The organism is Sphingobium psychrophilum (assembly GCF_012927105.1).
GTDB lineage: Bacteria > Pseudomonadota > Alphaproteobacteria > Sphingomonadales > Sphingomonadaceae > Sphingobium > Sphingobium psychrophilum.
This window is the reverse complement of record NZ_JABBFV010000033.1, coordinates 1-19,546: the sequence shown is the minus strand read 5'-3', so window position 1 is coordinate 19,546 and position 19,546 is coordinate 1. Positions and strand designations below refer to the sequence as shown.

Here is a 19,546-nt window from a genome sequence, read left to right as displayed (position 1 = left end):
CAATCAGTCAGGTCTTGGCGGGTTGCAGGCGATCCATCACTTCATCCAATGATGTAGGCCAGTCCGGTAGGGTCACGCCATGGACGCGCGCAATCAGGGCGCAGTCGAGGCGCGAATTGGCAGGGCGCGTGGCAGGCGTGGGATAATCGGCCGTGCCGATAGCCCGTACCGATGCCGACGGGCCACCGCGCGCCGCTGATGCCGTAAAGATCGCCTCCGCGAAATCGGCCCAGCTGGCATCGCCCGGCACCGTCATGTGGAAAGTGCCGCGTAGCGTTGGGCTACTATCCGATACCAGATTGGTAGCCACCTGAATGATGCCATCGGCGATCGCCAGTGCGCTCGTCGGATTGCCGACCTGATCGCCAACGACGCCCAGTTCGTCGCGGTCGGCGGCAAGGCGCAGCATCGTCTTGACGAAATTGCCGCCGAAGGGGCTGTAGACCCAAGCCACGCGCAAAACTGCGCTGTTATCGTGGATATCCAGCACGGCCCGCTCGCCCGCCAGCTTCGACGCGCCATAGACACCGGTCGGACCGGTGGGATCACTTTCGAGATAGGGGCGGTCCAGCGTCCCGTCGAACACATAGTCGGTCGAAATATGGATGAGCGGTACGCCCAGCGTCTTGGCGGCCTGCGCCACTGCGCCCGCGCCCGCGCCGTTGACGGCAAAAGCTAGGTCGCTTTCGGTTTCCGCCTTGTCCACGGCGGTATAGGCGGCGGCCGAGACGATCACGTCGGGCGCGGTCGCTTCCAGCGAGCGCACGACGGACGCCGGGTCGGCAAGGTCGAGATCAGGGCGGCCGATCGTGATCACTTCATGCCAGGCGGCCGTGCCGCGCTCGATCAGGCTGGTGACCACCTGCCCCGCCGTCCCCGTGACGGCTATTTTCATGCAGGCACCTTGGCGGCTTTGTCTAGGCCGAGGCGCTGGCCATCATATTGATCGCGTAGCGGCTGCCACCACCATTGGTTTTCCAGATACCAACGCACCGTCTTTTCGATGCCGCTGTCGAAATTCTCCTGCGCCTTCCAGCCCAGTTCATTTTCCAGGCGGGTCGCGTCGATCGCATAGCGGGCGTCATGGCCCGGACGGTCGGTCACATATTCGATCAGGTTCGCGCGCGGGCTATCGGTCGGGAACAATTCGTCCAGCACCGCGCAGATGCGCAGCACCACGTCGATATTCTTGCGCTCGTTGCTGCCGCCGACATTGTAGGTTTCGCCCGGCTCGCCCCGTTCGATGATGATGTCAAGCGCGCGGGCATGATCGTCGACATAGAGCCAATCACGGATATTCTCACCCTTGCCATAGACCGGCAGCTTGCGCCCCGCGAGCGCGTTGAGGATCGTCAGCGGAATGAGCTTTTCGGGGAAATGATACGGCCCGTAATTGTTCGAGCAGTTGGACACCACCACCGGCAGGCCATAGGTGCGCTGCCATGCCTTGGCGAGGTGATCGGACGCGGCCTTCGACGCCGAATAGGGCGAGGAGGGGTCATAGGGGGTGGTTTCTTCGAACAGGCCTTCGTCGCCCAGCGAGCCATAGACTTCGTCGGTCGAGACGTGGAGGAAGCGGAAAGCGGCCTTCGCGTCGCCTTCCAAGCCGTTCCAGTAGGTGCGCGCGGCTTCCAGCAGGGTGAAGCTGCCGACCACATTGGTCTGGATGAAATCGGCCGCGCCGGTGATCGAGCGATCGACATGGCTTTCCGCGGCCAGATGCATGATGCGGTCGGGCTTGAAGGCGGCGATCGCCGCGTCCATCGCCGCGCGATCGCAGATATTGGCGCGCAGGAACTGGTGGGTGTTCTTGCCTTCGACTTGCCTAAGCGAGGCTTCGCAGCCCGCATAGGTCAGCGCGTCGATGGTGAGGACGTCAAAGCCCTTTTCCAGCACTAGATAACGGACGAGGGCAGAACCAATGAAGCCGGCGCCGCCGGTGACGATCACGCGCATGGGCTATTCCCCTTCAGGTGAAATAGGCAGGGAGATCGGATAATAGCGGCTGTTGGCGGTCTTTGGGCGAAAGTGTGTCCGGATCGGCGACATCGGGCCAGGGAATAGCAATGGCCGGATCATTCCAGGCAAGCCCCTTGTCACATTCGGCGTTATAATAGTCGGTCACCTTGTAGCAGATGACCGTATCAGGCTTGAGTGAGCAAAAACCGTGGGCAAAACCCGGTGGTACCCACAGTTGCTTGCCATTGTCGGGGGTCAAGGTTTCAGCCACCCACTGGCCATAGGTGGGCGATCCGGCGCGGATATCGACGGCAACGTCAAACAGCGCGCCGGCGGTGCAGCGGACCAGCTTGCCCTGGGTGTGGGGAGGGCTCTGGAAATGCAGGCCGCGGATCGTGCCGGCCTTTGCGCTGCGGGATTCATTGTCTTGAACGAAATGGTAGTCGCCGACATGCAGCGCAAAGAGGTCTGCGCGAAATGTTTCGGCGAAATAGCCGCGCGCGTCGCCGTGATGGCGGGAGACTAGAAGCGCGACGCCCGTCAGACAGAGCGTTCGGATTTCCATGCTAGTCCCCCATTCAATGGTCAGTTTCGGCTGTTTTGAACCACTGAAACTGCACTGGTTACTGTCAAGATTGGCGAGAAAAGCTGGCTTATGAGCTGAATCAGTTTGCTGGGCTGGTTGGCGGCAGCATTACCGAAGTAGAGAACATCCTTATCCTGCATTATGAATTTCTGGGCGAGAAAATAGGAGCCGGTCTGCATCATGTTAAGGTGATAAACCATTGGCACTTCCCTGTCCTGTTCATCCCGCACATAGCGGAACAGGAAGATGGCCGCGGGATCGCCAAGGGCGGAATTGATGCCACCTGCGCCGGCCACTGCTTCGGCAAGGGATACGGACGAGCGACTGAAGGGCATCTGCTCCACTCGGCCAGACGCACCCAGTATGGAATAGGTCCGCGGACTATTAATGAGCATCAACCGGTCGCCCGGATGAATACGCACATCCAGCGCCGGATTTTCAGCCAGATCATTGACGCGGACGTCAACGCTTGAACTGCCGCGCATGACCCGCAGCGTCAGATCCCGGGCGTTGCCGCGATAACCACCGGCAAGGGCGACCACGTCCGACAGGCTTTCACGATTGGTTTGCAGCACGAGCCGACCCGGCTTGGCCACTTCTCCGCCGATGATGATCGAATTGGTGATGGTTTCGCTCAAGGTCACCAGCACTTGGGGATTTTGCGAAAGCCGTCGCAGAGAGTTGCGGATCGTCGCCTCAATCTCGCCGGTCGTCAGCCCCGCCACATGCATCGTACCTGCATAGGGGATCGTGATGTCGCCCAGATCATCGATCCGAGTCGGAGGCAATTTCTGCACTTGGACGCCGGGCGTGGTCATCAACTGACCTGCCCCGCCTGCATTGGCCGCCCCCGCAAACAGGGTGACGCCCGCTTCATATATGTTGATATCCAGAATATCGCCCGGACCCACCATGTCGGTCGGCGTCGGCGCACTGTCAGGCAGTGTCGCTGGCGATGCATTGCCGGGCGCTATCGGCACATCGGCTGCGGCACGGATCTGGACCAGTTTAATGGGCGCGCCACTCTTCGGCGCCATCGCGGATTTTTCAATCTGCTTGCCGGTTGGGCCACTGGAAGGCAGCGTGGCGCAGCCTGCAAGCAACGCAACCACGGCCAAATATACACTATTCTTAACTTGCATCGATGATGATCTCTGATGGCTGGCGGCTTGATAGCATCACGCCTTAGCATCGCGATCAAAGAATGGACAATAGTTCCTCTCGCGCCTGTCGCCCTGCATCCCCGCATGCTGGTTGGTCTTGCACCTTTCCCGATGTTGGCCTAGCGCAGGACCGCTTAGGTCCCCGTGAGGCGCTGCACAAATTTATGAACGCTAATACCTCGTTTCCTGCCGAGGCCGAAACAGACGTACCGGTCGCACATAACGGCTTCGCGCAATGGGTGAAAAACCGGCGCTGGTTCCTGCTGTTCGTCGTTGCTCCCACATTGTTGGCGGCGCTCTATTACGGCCTGATCGCGTCCGACATCTATATCTCCGAATCGCGCTTCGTCATCAAAAGCCCGGACCAGAAGCGGTCGCAGGTATCGACGCTGGCCAACCTGGTTCAGACAACTGGCCTGTCCGGGGGGCAGGAGCAGACGAACGAGGTATTGACCTATGTGCGCTCGCGCGACGCGCTGAAGGCGCTGGAAAAGGACGTCGCGGTCAGGGACAAGTTTTCGACGTCGCAAGGCGACTTTCTAAGCCGCTTCCCTCAGTTCCTTGGCGACAACAGCTTTGAAAGCCTTTTCAAATATTATGGCAAGATGGTCGATGCCCGCATGGATACCGAAACTGGTACCGCGATCATCAAGGTCAAGGCCTTCGCTCCGCAGGACGCCTATATCATCAATCGGCAACTGCTGGAACTGAGCGAAGCCCTCGTCAACCGGCTCAACGGTCGCGCGCATGACAAAGCCATTATCGAAGGTCAGAAGCAGGTCGAACTGGCGACACAAAGAGTTAAAACATCCAGAATTGCGCTGGCGCAATATCGTAACAGCCAGGCGTTGATCGATCCAGGTAAGCAGGCCACTAGCGTACTGGAAATCGCCAACACCATGATCGGCGAGCGTGCTGCGCTTCAGGCGCAACTCGACCTGATGCAGCGATTGACTCCAGCAAACCCTTCCATCCCGGCCCTGCGAAACCGGATCAATGCGGTGACGGTGCAGATCGCGTCTCAGGACAGCCGCGTCGTGGGTACTGGCAACGGCATAGCCTCGAAGCTTGGCGGATATGAAAACCTGCTCGTAGAACAGGAATTCGCCACTGCGAGCCTCAACTCGTCCAATGCCGCACTGGTGCAGGCGCGCGCCGAAGCGCAGCGCCAGCAATTTTATCTGGAGCGCGTTGTCGACCCGAATACCCCAGACACCCCGCTTCTGCCAAAACGGTTGCTCAATGTCCTGATCGTCTTTGCGGCGGCTACCTGCCTCTATTTCATCGCTTGGATGTTTTTGATCGGCATTCTTGAGCATGCCCCGGAAGACTGACGATGTCCAAGTTTAGCCTAGCGAGACTGCGTGACGGATGGGGCACCCAGACACGGGTGATCCATGCCCTGATGATCCGCGAACTCATCACGCGCTTTGGCCGCGAGAATATTGGCTTCCTGTGGATTATGGTTGAACCGCTCCTGTTTGCGGGCATTGTGGCGACCCTTTGGCGCGTTTCCAAGGGGCCGGAAGAGCATGGCATAAGCGTCATTGCCTTTGTCATTTCAGGTTATATACCGATAACTCTGTTCCGCCATGGCATATCCCGCAGTCAGGCGGTCTTTACGGCAAATGGGAGTCTGCTCTATCATAGACAGATCAAAATCATCGACTTTCTATTATCGAGATTCATAATAGAATTTCTTGGAAGTTCTATGGCCTACATCTTCATAGCATCGATATTGATCGTTTTTGATACATTCCCTATACCAAGTGACATAGGGTTATTCATGTCTGGTTTCTTGCTTTATTCTATTTTCTCATTCTCGGTTTGTCTCGTAATTGCTCCTCTGTCCGAGATATCAGAAACGGTTGAGAAATTCGTTCCTGTAACTACATATATTATGATCCCATTTTCTGGACTATTCTATATGCTCTCATGGGTTCATCCAACTTTAAGAGAATATATGCTGTTTTCTCCCTTCATTAATGGGATGGAGATGATGAGAAAGGGCCTTTGGGGTGATCAGATCACCGCATATTATAATCCTTGGAATCCTATCATATTCTCGATGATATTTGCCGTATTCGGGCTTGCCTTGTGTCGCCATGTTCGCCGGACGCTCACAATCGAATGATAATCTGTAAAGATCTCTGCAAGAGCTATAAACATGGCCTGAAATCGAAGCGCGTGCTCGACAATGTGAACTTCACTGTTGAGCCAGGGGACCGCATTGCCCTGCTCGGCCGTAACGGCGCCGGAAAAAGTACTCTTATCAAATTGATAGGTGGCGTGGAAATGCCGACGTCAGGTAAGGTAATCCGCAACATGACGCTGTCCTGGCCCTTGGGATTTGCAGGCGGATTCCAAGGCAGCCTGACCGGTTATGACAATGCCCGGTTCATAGCGCGCATCTATCAGCGCAAATATTCCGATATCCGGGCGTTTATCGAAGAGTTCACCGAACTGGGCAATCAATTGAAAATGCCCGTCAAAACCTATTCGTCAGGGATGAGGGCGCGGTTGGCATTCGGGCTGTCCCTTGCAATCGAATTCGACTGCTATCTGATCGACGAAGTCATCATGGTCGGCGACCAGAATTTCAACAGAAAATGCCATCATGAGCTTTTGGAGAGGCGGCAGAGTCGGAGCATGATACTGGCTTCTCACAGCACCGAGCTCATCCAGCAGGTCTGCAACCGCGCCATACTCGTGCATAACGGGCAGGCAACGGAATATGACGACGTCAACCAGGCTGTTCATGATTATTCCAACCTGTAGCCAATCGCCATATTGAACGCTATGCTGGCAATGGCGTGTCCGACATATTGCAATGTTCATATCGCTATGGCGGGCGCCATGTATTAACGATCTATGATTTGCATTCCTGCATGTATGTCAGCATTGCATGTTCCCGCAGGCAGGTAGGATTATAATGGCGGTCAAGGAGCCCCTCGCCGGTTTGCGGACATGGCTTTCCCGGCTTATACCCGGTGTCCGGTCGTCCGCGAGGCAGCGGGAGATATTGGTCGATATTTCCATATTATGGCGCCGGGACGCCGGCACGGGCATTCAACGCGTAGTCAGGGCCCTGAGCGAGCAGATGCTGCAATCAGACCTTGGCGACTATCGGTTGCGCTTCGTCGCCGCGACACGGCGCAAGCGATATCGCTATCTTGAACCGGATCAGGACGGCAAGGCAGACGCCCTTCGTATCGGAAAACGCATTTTTGCGTCCCGCGGCGACATTTTCCTAGGGCTGGACTTGAGCAGCCGCCTTCTTCCACGCCATGGCCGACAAGTACGGGCATGGCGCAGAAAGGGCATTCGGATTTGTATCGTCGTCTATGACATATTGCCAGCTCAGCATCCGGAATGGTTTAACAATCAGCAGACGGACTATTTTGGCCGATGGCTTCATTTCATCGGGCGTCATGCGGACCAGCTGCTCTGCATTTCCAAATCCGTTGCACAGGATTTGTCTGACTGGTTGCAGCAGCAAGGCTACTCAGACCCGCAAAGGACGATCGATATTTGCGCCTTTCCGCTGGGGGGGGATCTGCGCCAGTCCAGGCCCAGCCACGGCATTACCGACGCCGAGACGCAAGCCCTGGATAATCTGGCAGGCCGAAAAGTTGTCCTGATGGTCGGCACTTTGGAGCCTCGCAAAGGCCATGCGATAGCGCTAAATGCGTTCGACCGACTGCTTCGTGACGGGTTGGCGGAGTCTCCGGCTTTGGTCATAGTGGGTAGAAAAGGCTGGAAATCGGAAGATGTGCAGGAACGAATACGCCTGCATCCCCATCTAAATACCGATATTTTTTGGTTCAGCGATGCAAGCGATGAGCTTCTTTATCATTTATATCAACGATGCGCCGGAGTTTTTTTCCCTAGTTTTGCTGAAGGGTTCGGACTTCCTGTAGTGGAAGCACTTTCTCATGCCAGGCCGGTGCTGACTAGAAACATTCCTGTATTCAATGAAATATCATCTTCTTTGATAACTTACTTCGATAGGGATGATGGCGTAGCTTTGGCCCAATCTGTAACGGATTGGCTCAAGGATATTGAGAATGAACAAAAGCCATGCCAACAGGATGCTTTGACGTGGCAAAAATCCTGCGAGGCCTTATTGCGTCATCTGAAAATTCTGACCTGACTTAATTTAGAGGGATATATGAAAAAGGCTTTGGTAACGGGCATTTCCGGACAAGACGGCGCGTATCTTTCCGAGCTCCTGCTGGAAAAGGGCTACACCGTCTATGGCGCGTTCCGTCGCACCAGCTCGGTCAACTTCTGGCGCATTGAAGAACTTGGGATTGAAAAGCACCCCAATTTTCATCTGGTAGAAAGCGATCTGACGGATCTTGGCAACTTTGTTTCTATCCTGAACCGCTATCAGCCTGACGAGGTCTACAACCTTGCTGCCCAGAGCTTTGTGGGTGTCAGCTTCGAACAGCCTGTCACGACCGGCAAGATCACCGGCCTTGGCGCCCTCAATGTTCTTGAGGCTATTCGTTTAGTCAATCCGAAGATCCGCTTCTACCAGGCGAGCACTTCTGAAATGTTTGGCAAGGTGCAGGCCATCCCGCAGACCGAAAGCACGCCATTCTACCCGCGCAGCCCCTATGGCGTGGCAAAGCTGTATGCGCACTGGATGACGGTGAACTATCGCGAAAGCTATGATATTTTCGCGACGAGCGGCATTCTCTTCAACCACGAAAGCCCGCTGCGTGGCCGTGAATTCGTGACGCGCAAGATCACCGATGCCGTTGCACGCATCAAGCTGGGTAAGCTCGATTCCCTGGAGCTGGGTAATATCGATGCCCAGCGCGATTGGGGATTTGCCAAGGAATATGTCGAGGGCATGTGGCGGATGCTGCAGGCCGAACATCCCGATACCTATGTGCTGGCGACCAACAAAATGTACACGGTTCGCGATTTCGTTTCGCTGGCGTTTAAGGCAGTCGACATTAACGTCGAATTCCACGGCACGGAAGTCGACGAAACCGCTGTTGATACCGCAACCGGCAAAACCGTGATGCGGATCAATCCGAAATTCTATCGCCCTGCAGAAGTCGAATTGTTGATCGGCGATGCCAGCAAGGCCCGTGACGAATTGGGTTGGGAAGCCAAGACATCTCTGGAAGATTTGTGCGCAATGATGGTCCGCACCGATCTGGAACGTAACGAAAGAAACGCTTCCTTCTGATCTGGAAGTGACGGCAACAGGCTGCCGAGATCAAAATCTGCACGGAATTCTGGAAGGTAAATAGAATGAATAGCCCTACATCAGGTACTTTAGAGTATCTCATGGAGAAGGACGGTAGTGATTTCGTGCAAGCCTGTTATCGTGACATCCTGCATCGGGATGCCGATGCTGAAGGTCTGGCCAGCCACTTGGATGCTTTGGCCCGAGGGGTATCCAAAGCGGAGATCGTTGCATCTTTGGCCAATAGCGACGAGGCATGCCTCAATAATATGGCGACGTCGCAACTGGCGAAATCGGCGCGTCGTCGGGCTTTCCAAGACAAGAGCGTTCTGGCCTGGCCGTTGAGGAAGATCGTGGCACCGATCGTAGAGAAGAAATGGAGCGTAAAAATGGGAGAGCGGCGCGCAGCCCTGCTGGAGCAAGTCAGCGCCGCTCCCGCGCAGGCCCCGATAGGGACGCAACAGGCGGTGGAAACCATCCGTGTGGCCATGGCCGGCTGGCGCGACCAGATGGCGAAGAGCCGGGCGCTACACAACAAAGACCGGGACGGCAGGAAGGTCAATAATTTCTGGTTCGACCTCACCACCACGCTCCAATGGACGGGCGGCGTGGTGGGCATCGTGCGGGCCGAGCTGGAAATGGCATGCGGCTTGGCGAGACTCTATCCTGACTTGCGCTTTTCGATGCAGATCGACCAGGGGTTCGCCGAGATTTCGCGGGACGAGTTGCGCTGGCTGCTGGACGCGGACAATATTACCGACGCCTATATGCGCTTCTTCGGCCGCTACAAGGATTCGACCGAGCCGTCGCAGTCCATCCAGGTGCTGGTCCCTGATGTCGAGGGCTTCTTCCATCCCTATGAGGATGGCGATTCGATCATGGCCGTTGGTTGGATGGACAGCCAGAAGGAGCGCTTCTTCTCGCTCCTGAAGAATGATCTTTCCAGGGTTCATCTTTTCTATCTTGTCTATGACATTATCCTCCTGCTGGAGGGAACGCGGCATTTTTATGTCTTGTCGGGGCGCGAGCGCTTCGAACGTTATGTCGACTGGATTTCGCATAATTGCGACATGATTTTCTATGGTGGCCGCACCGCACAGATCGATACCGAGGCATTGCAGCGCGAAAGGGGATGGCCCACTCCGCCCGGCGTACCGGTCAAGTTCGGTACCGACATCGTCCGGTCGCCCGATACGCTGGACGATAAGACGATATTACGCAACTTGGGCATCACCGGGGAATATGTCATCACCGTCGGCTCGCTGGAACCGCGCAAGAACCACGAAACTCTGTACCGCGCTTATCTTCTGGCCACCGAAATTGCGGGGGCCGACCTGCCCCAGCTCATCTTCATCGGCAAGCCTATGTGGCGCGTGGACGACATGATGGACACGATCGCGCGCGATCCGCGCATAGCGGGCAAGCTGCTGTGCCTGACCCCGACGGATATCGAACTGTCGGTCCTGTACAAGCATTGCCGCTTCACCCTGCTGCCGAGTCTGTACGAAGGGTGGAGCCTGACCCTTCCGGAAAGCCTGGGGCAGGGCAAATTCTGCCTGTGTTCAGACACGCCACCGCTCCGAGAAATCGGTGGCGATCTTGTCGATTACGTTAATATTCATGACGTTCGCGCGTGGGCGGAAAAGATCATTCTCTATTCCCGCGACAACGCCCTGCTGCAATATTATGAAAACAAAATCAGCAGCGAATGGCCGACCATGCGATGGTCGGACACGGCGCAGTCGCTGCTGGACGCCGCGCTGGCGTTCACACCGGGGCAGGTGGAAGACGGTTTCAACGAACCGCCAGTGATCTGGATGGACCTTACTCTCTCCTTCTTGGACTGGGGCGGCGGGATCAGCGGCATCGTCCGTAGCGAGTTGGAGTTCGCCCGGCGGCTGAAGGCATTGGATCCCAGGACCAAATTCTTTGCCTATCAGCGCTACAACAACGGGGATTATTTCTTCCAGATCAACGAAGGCTCTCTTCTGTGGCTGTTCGACAACACCGACCTGTCCGAAGCGTATAAAAACTTCCAAGAGTTCTGGTCCGGACACGAGAATGACGGGACGGGCTATCGCGACCCGTTCCGCTATCCCGAGGCTCACGGGCGGCCACAGCCTGGTCACGACGCTTATCTGTCCGCGATCCCGAGCAATTCTATCGTGTTCTTCGCCGGGATCGACTTCAACATCATGAGTGTGGGGAAGATCGGTGACTTCATCCGTCCCGATCGAGGGATTATGCGCTCGCAGCTTATCTACGACCTGACGCCTATCCTGACGCCGCAATTCCACCTGGCGGCGACATGTGACAATTTCCGGAAGCTGTTCGACTATGTGTCGAACAATTTCGAGCATATCGTTTATGGTGGACGCACCGCGCAACGTGACGGCATGTTCCTGCAGAAGCGCGACCATCTGGCCATTCCGGCGAGCAGTTTCGTCGAGTTCGGATCAGACATCAGTGCCATCCAACAGGAGAATACGAGCGAAGAGCGCGATGCGCAGGTCCTGCACAGCCTTGGCATCGATTCCGATTTCGCAATCACCGTCGGCACGATTGAACCGCGCAAGAACCATGAGGCGCTCTACAAGGCCTATCTCCTGATGTTGCAACAGGGGTTACTGGACAAGCCGTTCCAGATAATCTTTGTCGGGCGCAAGGGGTGGAAGTCGGATGATTTCCTGGCGTCCCTTGAACAGGATGATCGCGTCCGTAGCAGGATCCTCATCATGAGCCCAAGCGACGAGGAACTTGATGTCCTCTATCGTCATTGCAAGTTCACGTTGCTGCCAAGCTTCTACGAAGGATGGAGCCTGACCCTGCCAGAGAGCCTGTCCTACGGAAAGCTTTGCCTGACGTCGGATGTCGACCCGCTGAAGGAAACGGGACGGGATCTTGTGGAGTATATCCACCCGCTTGACACCGCCTTGTGGGCCGAACGTATCGCCTTCTACGCGAATAACCCCGGTCAGGTTGAAGCATGGGAGCGCAAGATAAAGGCGCAGTGGAATGCCCGGACATGGCGGGAATCTGCGGACATGCTTTTGGGTGCGCTTCGGCACGCACATGGCGAGATGGTCGCTGCGCAAAAGAGCGTCAAAAAGACCGGGGAGCACGCATAATGGCGCGTATATTGGTCACCGGTGCCACGGGGTTTGTCGGATCTTGTGTGTATGGCATCCTACAGCAAGATGGTCACGAACTAAAAGGGACGACAAAGTCACGACCGGGCGGACATATTGTCTTTTGTAATATTGAAAATGCCTCAGAAGTGGGAGCATTGATAGGCGAATTTCGACCAGAAATTGTGATCCATTGTGCCGCTATTTCTAGTGTAACTTCATCGGAGAGCTATGAATATTATCTATCCAATACGATTGGTACAGAAAATATTCTGAAGTCCTTGTCTTCAACCGGCGGAAAGACAAGGTTTATATTTATAAGTACCGCAGGCGTTTATGGCAATCAAGATACTGATTCCTTGTCAGAAAACTTGTGTCCTAAGCCGGTTCATCATTACGGTATGAGCAAGTTTTGCTGCGAAAGATTGATTCACAATTATAGAGACGTAATCGATTATACGATTATTCGTCCATTCAACATAATAGGTGAAGGTCAGAGTGCAGATTTTATCGTACCTAAATTGTCTCATGCCTTTGCTGCCAGAGAACCGGTACTGCGATTAGGTAATCTGGATGTATATCGTGACTATTTGGATATACGGGAGGCGTGCGAGATTATCCGTCACATCACCTTTAACCAAGAGGCGGTCGGAGAAACATATAATTTGTGTTCAGGTAATCCGGTATCGCTCAAGGAACTGCTCAGCCTGTTCGAACATTTCACCCAGCATAACATCAAGGTCGAAATTGCACCTGAATTCGTTCGAAAGAATGAGGTTTGGCGCCTGACAGGCGATGCCACCAAGCTCAAGAAGCTGGTCGGCGACGTCGTTCCTGCTATTCCGATCGAACAGAGCATTCAGAGGATTATCACCGCTCAGGAAGCTAGTCTCAGGTAGCCCTTCCTCCGCTGCCAGTGACCAGGATGAAGCATAGATCTTGAATTTGGAGCCATGATGAAAATCGACTTGGGTGTCGAAGCGCTGTCACCACAGCTTACCGGAATCGGTCGCTACACCCTTGAATTGATGCGAGGGCTACAAAATCATCCGGATGTAGGCGAATTACGGAGCATATATAATGGGATAACGGCTACGGACCCGGAGGGCCTGTTGCGTGGCGTTATACCTCAGGGGACTAGGAAACGGAAGAAATGGCAAAGGTGGGTGGATCGGACAATGACCACCCTCCAATCCCGCAAGCGTCTTTACCATGGCCCTAACTTCATGCTGCCGCCCGAGGCGAAGAGTGGGATCATCACCGTTCATGATCTGTCGGTATATAAATTTCCTGAAATGCATCCACCCGAACGGGTCGCGCATTTCGAAAGAGACTTCAACCGCTCGCTTGAGCGCGCATTGCATATCATTACTGATACGCATGAAGTGCGACGAGAATTGGCCGAATTCGCCAATATTCCCGAAGATCGGATCACCGCCATCCATCTTGGGGTGAATCCTGCCTATCGGCCCAACCGAGCGATAGATGGCTCTGTCGATTATTCGTCATACGCTATAGAACCGGACGGCTACATTCTGCTTGTCGCCACGTTCGAACCGCGAAAGCGGATAGATGCTGCACTCAACGCTTTTCGGTTGCTGCCAGACAATCTGAAGAAGCGATATCCTTTAGTGCTGGCAGGGGCGACGGGTTGGCAGAATGACGCCTTGCATGAACTTATGTCTAGAGATGAAGCGAAGGGGTATATTCGCTTCCTGGGCTTTGTTCCCGAGGGAGACTTGCCCGGAATATATAGCGGTGCCAGACTTTTTCTATATCCGTCGATCTATGAAGGATTTGGCTTGCCTCCCATCGAGGCCATGGCATCGGGGGTTCCTATCATAGTATCCAACCGGTCCTGCTTGCCCGAGGTTACATGTGGTGCTGCAATGATGATCAATCCGGATGATACCGAAGGCTTTGCAGCAGCCATTGCCAAGGGTTTGGAGGACGATACGTGGCGCAGAGATGCCATTGATCTGGGCCTGAAGGTAGCCGCAGGCTATACATGGGAAAAATGTGTCGACCAGACTGTCCAAGTCTATCAATCGGTCTAACGGTAACGAACCCAAGGCCCGCAAAGACACCGACGTTCGCAGACAGGAATAAAATCAGCATGACCGGCTTGACAGACCTGACCTGCGATGATCCCCGCGTGACCATAGGCATCGCAACTTGGGCATCCTCATCACCGGTTTTGCGGCCACATCATGCTGGCAATCGGATCGACATCGGTAAATTCTGTTGCTTCGGTCAAAATGTCAGCATCTTTGCAGGCGGCACGCATCCAATGCATCATCTGACGCAGCATCATATGAAGCTTTATCTGGGTGTTGGCGACTTTGACAAGTGATCGGCCCAATGCACAGATCGCAACGATGTTACGACGGTGGGTAGTGATGTGTGGATCGGCGACGGCGCGGTCATCGGTTCTCGGGCAGTTGTAGCGAAAGATGTTCCGCCTTATGGCATAGCAGCCGGCAATCGTGCGGAGCTGGCAAGATATCGTTTTGATGAGAAAGTTGGACGCCTCGAAAAACTCTGGCCTTTGAGGGGCAGATTTGATTCACTTTGCCGACGATGTGGCGGAGGGGATGATGGCAGGGCAGCCGGGTTTCTTCGATCTTTCGGACCGGTACGAAGCGCTGAGCGCGACGGGTGATCCACTGGAGCGATTGACGGCTGTTGTGGACTTCGAGGTTTTCCGGGCGTCGCTGGTGGCAGCGCTCCGGCGCAGCGTTCGCGGCAAAGGCGGATGACCGCCGTTTGACTGCTCGCTGTCCATGCTCCCGCCTCCTTAGAGCATTGGACCTGAAATCTGAATCGGTGTGGATTCCCTTTGCGCGAGTTTTGTGATTCACCGTCTTTGGAGGTGGATCATGGGTAAGAGCAGTTTGGTTGATCTTCGTGTTCGGATCATTGGCGAGATCGAGCGGGGCCAGTCGGACGCCTCGAAATACCCTAGCTTTTGAGTGCCAGATTTGATTCACTTCGCCGACGATATGTTGGAGGCGATGATGGCAAGTCAGCCGGGTTTCTTCGATCTTTCGGACCGGTACGAGGCGCTGAGCGCGGTGGGCGATCCGCTGGAGCGATTGGCGGCTGTTGTGGATTTCGAGGTTTTCCGTGGACCATTGGTGGCGGCCTTGCGACGCAGTGTTCGGAGCAAAGGCGGGCGCCCGCCGTTCGACCCGGTGTTGATGTTCAAGATCCTGGTGTCGCAGGCGCTCTATTCGTTGTCGGACGAGGCAACCGAGTTTCAGATCAAGGACCGGTTGTCATTCCAACGGTTTCTGGGCCTTGGACTCGATGGCACTGTGCCGGATGCCACGACGGTCTGGCTGTTTCGGGAGCGCCTCGTACAGGCCAGAGCGATCGACCGGCTGTTCGCGCGCTTTGATGCCGCGCTTAAGGACCGGGGCTATCTCGCCATGGGCGGGCAGATCATCGACGCCACGGTCGTGCCGGCACCCAAACAGCGCAATACCCAAGCGGAGAAAGCAGAGATCAAGGAGGGATGCGTGCCGGAGGACTGGAAGCCGGCCAAGACCCGGCAAAAGGACCGTGATGCGCGCTGGTCGATCAAGTACAGCAAGGCCAAGGTCCGGGAAGGCGCCGATCCCAAGGCGGCCAAGCCGGTTGATCTGGCCATCCCGTTGTTCGGCTACAAGAATCACATCGGCATCGACAAAACCCATGGGCTGATCCGCACCTGGGATGCCAGCGCCGCCAATGCCCATGACGGCGCACGGCTGCCGGTTCTGATCAGTAAGGACAACACTGCCTCCGGTGTCTGGGCTGATACCGCCTATCGATCCAGGAAGAACGAGGCATTCCTGGCCAGTGGCATGTTCACCAGCCACATTCACCAGAGGCGCAAGCCGCGGCGACCGTTGCCTGAGCGGATCGCCAAGGCCAATACCCGGCGGTCCAAGATCCGCGCCCAGGTCGAGCATGTGTTCGCCGGGCAAAAGCACCGGATGGGGCTGGTCGTGCGCACCATCGGCAGCGCCCGCGCTACCATCAAGATCGGCATGGCCAACTTGGCCTATAACTTCCAGCGCCTTGCCTGGCTCGAAGGGCGAACTGCGCCTGCTTGATGCGAGCCAATGGCCACCGAAGGTAAACCCGACCCATGCGGCACCGGCAATATCGAAATCACCGACAAATACGCCGCAACATCACTCCTGCCATGCCGCCTCAATCTGCACCATCGAGCCTACGCCCAAATCCAACGGTTCTTCGAGGTGTCCAGCTTCGTCGAAGCGCCAGTCTCGTCGATGAAAACCAGATGTTCGGAGTCAAGATCAGGCTGGGCGTCGAACCAGACCTTAAGCCGCACGGCAACGTCGTACCGCTCCTGCTCGTTCGCGTGCGCCGTTTTTCTTGAACGTCATCGCGTGACGGTCCAGAAAGCGCCAGATCGTGCTTGCCGCAAAAATGGCGCCATGATCCGTTCGGAGCATTGCTGCTATCTCCAGCGTGCTGTCCACCTGTTCCTCAATTGCCATCAGTATCACAGTGCGATAGGCTTCAATGCGTTGTGACCGCCGGTCACGGCCCTGCGGCTTTGCTCGGGCTGACCCCGTCTCCCGCCACTCGCGCACCCAACGGATCGCACTGCCCGTGCTGACACCAAACCGCTCCGCCGCCGCCCGCCGCGACAATCCTGCATCAACGGCCGCAATCACGCGAAATTGACGATCGTCAGATATGGATTTCGTCATGCCACGCCGACCTCCCCTCGGCCGACACAATGAATCAGACTTCCAACTGAAAGGGAATCCCCAGCGACTCTGTCAGGTCGGTTTATGCTCTAGAAGTTAGCAATAGCCTCTTCATCGCAAACGATATCGAACAACGTGGTTGAACGGGTAGCGGTGACCGCAGGGCTTGCCTTTGTATTATCAACCTTATCCTGGTTCTTCAAGCCGGTATAGTTGTTCATGAATATACGCATGACATGAGAGACGCCGTTATCGGTAACGCTTCTAAGATCATCTTCAAAATATGATCCTCTATTATAGGATCCAGTTATTATTTCATACGATCCAAAGTAGTCTATACCATCAAGTATGTTAGATACATTTTCAGCAGCGACACGAAGCACAGACTTGCTATACGTTGTAGAAACAAGCGCATGCTTATTTTCATAAGTAGCAATCAGTGGTACGGGTGAAACGGTAAATATTACCCGACACGACGGGTTTATACCACGAATTAGATCAACGGCCTTGAACAGATCGGTCGTCACTTCTTCAGCGGTGAAGTTCACAAATTCATATCTGTCGAAATCAGGAGAGCCGCCGGCAACCCCCGGTGCCAATGGGAACACTGCGCCATCTATCTTAGAGCGCCAGCCCTCCGTCAAACCAAGCGTGAACACGAACACATCCATATTTTCGAGCATGGAGCGCACAGCGGAAAAGAGCTCCTCCTGAGAGGCCGCAAGGCTGCCGAAATCTTTGAAACCCTCAGGTTCGATTTGAGGACGAAAAGGATCTACGAGCGCGCCATCCTTGCGTATCCAATATTTTTCGTCGGGTATGAATTTTCCATAGGCGCGCTGGATTAGTTGGACCAGTTGCCGCACCGTGTAGATATTTCCATATCTAGCAGAAAATACGCCATAATTCTTCAAATGTGCCTGTTCAACATCCAGTTCAGCCGGGGCTGATTCTGGTATGAAATAGTTAAACCCACTCTTGCTGAGCGTTCTGGCAATATGCTGTGCAAAACAGCTTCCCGCCGTTGCAACCTTGTCACTCTTTTCGATGATGAATGTCGTGGATATGACGGGATCCAGTTCTCCCATCTCTATGGAAGCGACAGAGTTTTTCCAGAATTGCCTTGCATCGAGATTTTTATAGGGGTTTCCGCTGATGACTGCCTTGGACTCATTGCCATATAACAGCGCACCAATGTCACCTGGAGAAAGCATCAGGGACTGCAGGCTGTCCTTTTCGTACTGGTCGTAAGTCGCGTAGCTTCGTTCCACGAATTCACGCAGATTCAACAATCCATGCGGTTCGTGCCGTTTGAAAGTATAATCGCCTGAAAGCCCCAATGGTTCGGCAATGGGCGGATATATTGGCCAAATCGGCATCGCCCTTAAGGCATCCGGCAGGTAATCAGTTACATTATGGTTCACCACCGGAATGTCCATCTGGGCCATGATCCGCTTGGCAACATCGACAAGCACCCTGAGATGAGGATGGTTGTTAGAATACATGAAGCAGCCTTGTCCGACCCAGCGGTGGAATTCAGCGCTGATCGGCATACCAACAGCTTCGCCTTCAGCAAGTAAGGCCGCACGGGCATCAGCCCATTTCTCTGTATATCCCAACCGAGACATGACATAGTTATTGTAATGTCCAAGCGTATCTTCGACAGATAGCCCGTAAAAGTAACAGAAGAATGCAATTGCCGAATGATATATGACCATATCGCTATCTACTGATACGACCTTGGTATCGCCTTTTTTCCTACCCCGTATGAAAGTAATATCTGGATGATAGCCATCGAAGGCGATATTCGGGAATAGTTTTAGTTTATGCTGTTGACCGTCAGGAGCAGCAGATATGATGTTTCTCTGAGCCAGAACATAGTCAGAACCGGCAAAAATATCCTCAATCGCGACTGATCCATTGTAGATATCAGTGGTTATTATGAACGTTGTCTGGAATCCTGGATTCAGAGCCCGCAATGCAGCTGCAATACCTTCGCCCTGACAGTTCGCGACCACTGAAACCCGCATCATTCAACTCCTTGGTCCACAGACGTGCCGATAGAGTAGCCGCGATATCGCCCAGCCGCAATGCGGATCGCCCTGTTCTGCCCTCCTCCGCCTCAAGCGACCGACCGGGATCATCGTGCAGCTCGAACATTGCTCCCATAACGGTATCAGTTCATCCGGCGATGGCAATGGATAGCCGTGACAGCGAGGGCTACAATGTGGACTAGGCCCCCTCGAACATGAGAGGGATGTTGCGGAAGCTGGTGAAAATCTATCTACCGCCCGCGCCGTGGAACATGGGTAAAAGTCTCGACAGGCTGTAAACGCAAATTTGCGATATTCTGCAAATCGATACATTATCCTGGGCGGTTTTCCTGTTCCGCTGAAGGAGAACGGTGATCGATCAATAGCTACTGCTCCATCAACATTTTTATGCGCGGCTCATTAACTAGATCGCGCATCAGCCGTTCAATGGTGCAACGCACGACAGCGAAGCCCTCGCGGTTCATCTGCCACCAGACTTTGCGCACGCCGTAGACGCCGAAATTCTCGGAAAATACGCGCGCCACCTCGACCTTCTTAACCCACTCAAATAACGTCTGCGGTACGCAGCCTATCTTCTCTGAGATCGAAACGATGGCCGCCCTGTAGAGGGCGGTGACAAACCAGGCCAATGGAACGCCAGCGATTTGCTGAGCGTGGCGGTTTAAAAACCAGCCATCGGATAGGTTGCTCCTTTTAAGGGGGGTGGCCGGGGATGTTTGCCGT

At 54.9% G+C, this 19,546-nt stretch carries 16 protein-coding genes and 3 pseudogenes; 12 read left to right on the top strand and 7 right to left on the bottom strand.

Features of this window, described 5'->3' with window-relative positions:
* Positions 1 to 7 precede the first annotated feature (7 nt).
* From rfbD to HHL08_RS23380, 4 genes are read right to left on the bottom strand one after another with little or no spacing between them, the layout of a single operon-like run.
* Positions 8 to 895, bottom strand: a complete 888-nt coding sequence (gene rfbD / locus HHL08_RS23395; RefSeq protein WP_169575326.1) for a dTDP-4-dehydrorhamnose reductase — start codon at positions 893 to 895, stop codon at positions 8 to 10.
* Positions 892 to 1,956: a dTDP-glucose 4,6-dehydratase gene (gene rfbB, locus HHL08_RS23390; RefSeq protein ID WP_169575325.1), complete on the bottom strand. Its 1,065-nt coding sequence runs from the start codon at positions 1,954 to 1,956 to the stop codon at positions 892 to 894. The genes rfbD and rfbB overlap by 4 nt, the downstream gene beginning before the upstream one ends.
* Before the next feature lie 13 nt (positions 1,957 to 1,969).
* The gene (gene rfbC, locus HHL08_RS23385) at positions 1,970 to 2,524 is read right to left on the bottom strand and encodes a dTDP-4-dehydrorhamnose 3,5-epimerase (RefSeq protein WP_169575324.1); all 555 of its coding nucleotides are present in this window, start codon (positions 2,522 to 2,524) and stop codon (positions 1,970 to 1,972) included.
* Positions 2,525 to 2,544: 20 nt separating this feature from the next.
* A complete protein-coding gene (locus HHL08_RS23380; RefSeq protein ID WP_328804749.1) occupies positions 2,545 to 3,657 on the bottom strand; it encodes a polysaccharide biosynthesis/export family protein in 1,113 nt (370 codons plus the stop codon).
* Between the two features lie 215 nt (positions 3,658 to 3,872).
* On the opposite strand from HHL08_RS23380, the gene HHL08_RS23375 reads away from it, so the two are divergent.
* The 12 genes and pseudogenes from HHL08_RS23375 (at position 3,873) to HHL08_RS23325 (ending at position 16,142) form a co-directional block, all read left to right on the top strand.
* Positions 3,873 to 5,042: a capsule biosynthesis protein gene (locus HHL08_RS23375; protein ID WP_169575322.1), complete on the top strand. Its 1,170-nt coding sequence runs from the start codon at positions 3,873 to 3,875 to the stop codon at positions 5,040 to 5,042.
* A 2-nt stretch (positions 5,043 to 5,044) separates the two neighbouring features.
* Positions 5,045 to 5,842 (top strand): ABC transporter permease, encoded by a 798-nt coding sequence (locus HHL08_RS23370; protein WP_169575321.1) that lies wholly within the window; start codon positions 5,045 to 5,047, stop codon positions 5,840 to 5,842.
* Positions 5,839 to 6,486 carry an ABC transporter ATP-binding protein gene (locus HHL08_RS23365; RefSeq protein WP_169575320.1) on the top strand — a complete coding sequence of 216 codons (648 nt, stop codon included), beginning with the start codon at positions 5,839 to 5,841 and terminating at the stop codon, positions 6,484 to 6,486. The genes HHL08_RS23370 and HHL08_RS23365 overlap by 4 nt, the downstream gene beginning before the upstream one ends.
* A 244-nt stretch (positions 6,487 to 6,730) precedes the next feature.
* Positions 6,731 to 7,861, top strand: a complete 1,131-nt coding sequence (locus HHL08_RS23360; protein WP_169575319.1) for a glycosyltransferase family 4 protein — start codon at positions 6,731 to 6,733, stop codon at positions 7,859 to 7,861.
* Positions 7,862 to 7,879: 18 nt separating this feature from the next.
* On the top strand, positions 7,880 to 8,914 hold the full coding sequence (gene gmd, locus HHL08_RS23355; RefSeq protein WP_169575318.1) for a GDP-mannose 4,6-dehydratase: 1,035 nt from the start codon (positions 7,880 to 7,882) through the stop codon (positions 8,912 to 8,914).
* A gap of 101 nt (positions 8,915 to 9,015) precedes the next feature.
* On the top strand, positions 9,016 to 12,042 hold the full coding sequence (locus HHL08_RS23350) for a glycosyltransferase (protein ID WP_169575317.1): 3,027 nt from the start codon (positions 9,016 to 9,018) through the stop codon (positions 12,040 to 12,042).
* Positions 12,042 to 12,941 (top strand): NAD-dependent epimerase/dehydratase family protein, encoded by a 900-nt coding sequence (locus tag HHL08_RS23345; protein ID WP_169575316.1) that lies wholly within the window; start codon positions 12,042 to 12,044, stop codon positions 12,939 to 12,941. Before HHL08_RS23350 ends, HHL08_RS23345 begins: the two co-directional genes overlap by 1 nt.
* A 54-nt stretch (positions 12,942 to 12,995) precedes the next feature.
* The gene (locus HHL08_RS23340) at positions 12,996 to 14,099 is read left to right on the top strand and encodes a glycosyltransferase family 4 protein (protein WP_169575315.1); all 1,104 of its coding nucleotides are present in this window, start codon (positions 12,996 to 12,998) and stop codon (positions 14,097 to 14,099) included.
* Positions 14,100 to 14,158: 59 nt separating this feature from the next.
* Positions 14,159 to 14,395 carry an LbetaH domain-containing protein gene (locus tag HHL08_RS23335; protein WP_169575314.1) on the top strand — a complete coding sequence of 79 codons (237 nt, stop codon included), beginning with the start codon at positions 14,159 to 14,161 and terminating at the stop codon, positions 14,393 to 14,395.
* Between the two features lie 30 nt (positions 14,396 to 14,425).
* Positions 14,426 to 14,560 (top strand): annotated as a pseudogene (locus tag HHL08_RS26335) (CatB-related O-acetyltransferase); the annotation flags it as partial.
* 79 nt (positions 14,561 to 14,639) lie between these two features.
* A pseudogene (locus HHL08_RS23330) lies at positions 14,640 to 14,798 on the top strand (IS5/IS1182 family transposase); the annotation flags it as partial.
* A 261-nt stretch (positions 14,799 to 15,059) separates the two neighbouring features.
* Positions 15,060 to 16,142 carry an IS5 family transposase gene (locus tag HHL08_RS23325; protein ID WP_169575333.1) on the top strand — a complete coding sequence of 361 codons (1,083 nt, stop codon included), beginning with the start codon at positions 15,060 to 15,062 and terminating at the stop codon, positions 16,140 to 16,142.
* A gap of 231 nt (positions 16,143 to 16,373) precedes the next feature.
* Here HHL08_RS23325 and HHL08_RS23320 read toward each other — a convergent pair whose 3' ends face one another.
* From HHL08_RS23320 to HHL08_RS23310, 3 genes and pseudogenes are all read right to left on the bottom strand, one after another.
* The gene (locus HHL08_RS23320; RefSeq protein ID WP_169575313.1) at positions 16,374 to 16,769 is read right to left on the bottom strand and encodes a helix-turn-helix domain-containing protein; all 396 of its coding nucleotides are present in this window, start codon (positions 16,767 to 16,769) and stop codon (positions 16,374 to 16,376) included.
* Positions 16,770 to 16,858: 89 nt separating this feature from the next.
* Positions 16,859 to 18,802 carry a GSCFA domain-containing protein gene (locus HHL08_RS23315; RefSeq protein ID WP_169575312.1) on the bottom strand — a complete coding sequence of 648 codons (1,944 nt, stop codon included), beginning with the start codon at positions 18,800 to 18,802 and terminating at the stop codon, positions 16,859 to 16,861.
* 425 nt (positions 18,803 to 19,227) lie between these two features.
* Positions 19,228 to 19,347: pseudogene (locus HHL08_RS23310) on the bottom strand (IS3 family transposase); the annotation flags it as partial.
* Between the last annotated feature and the right edge of the window lie 199 nt (positions 19,348 to 19,546).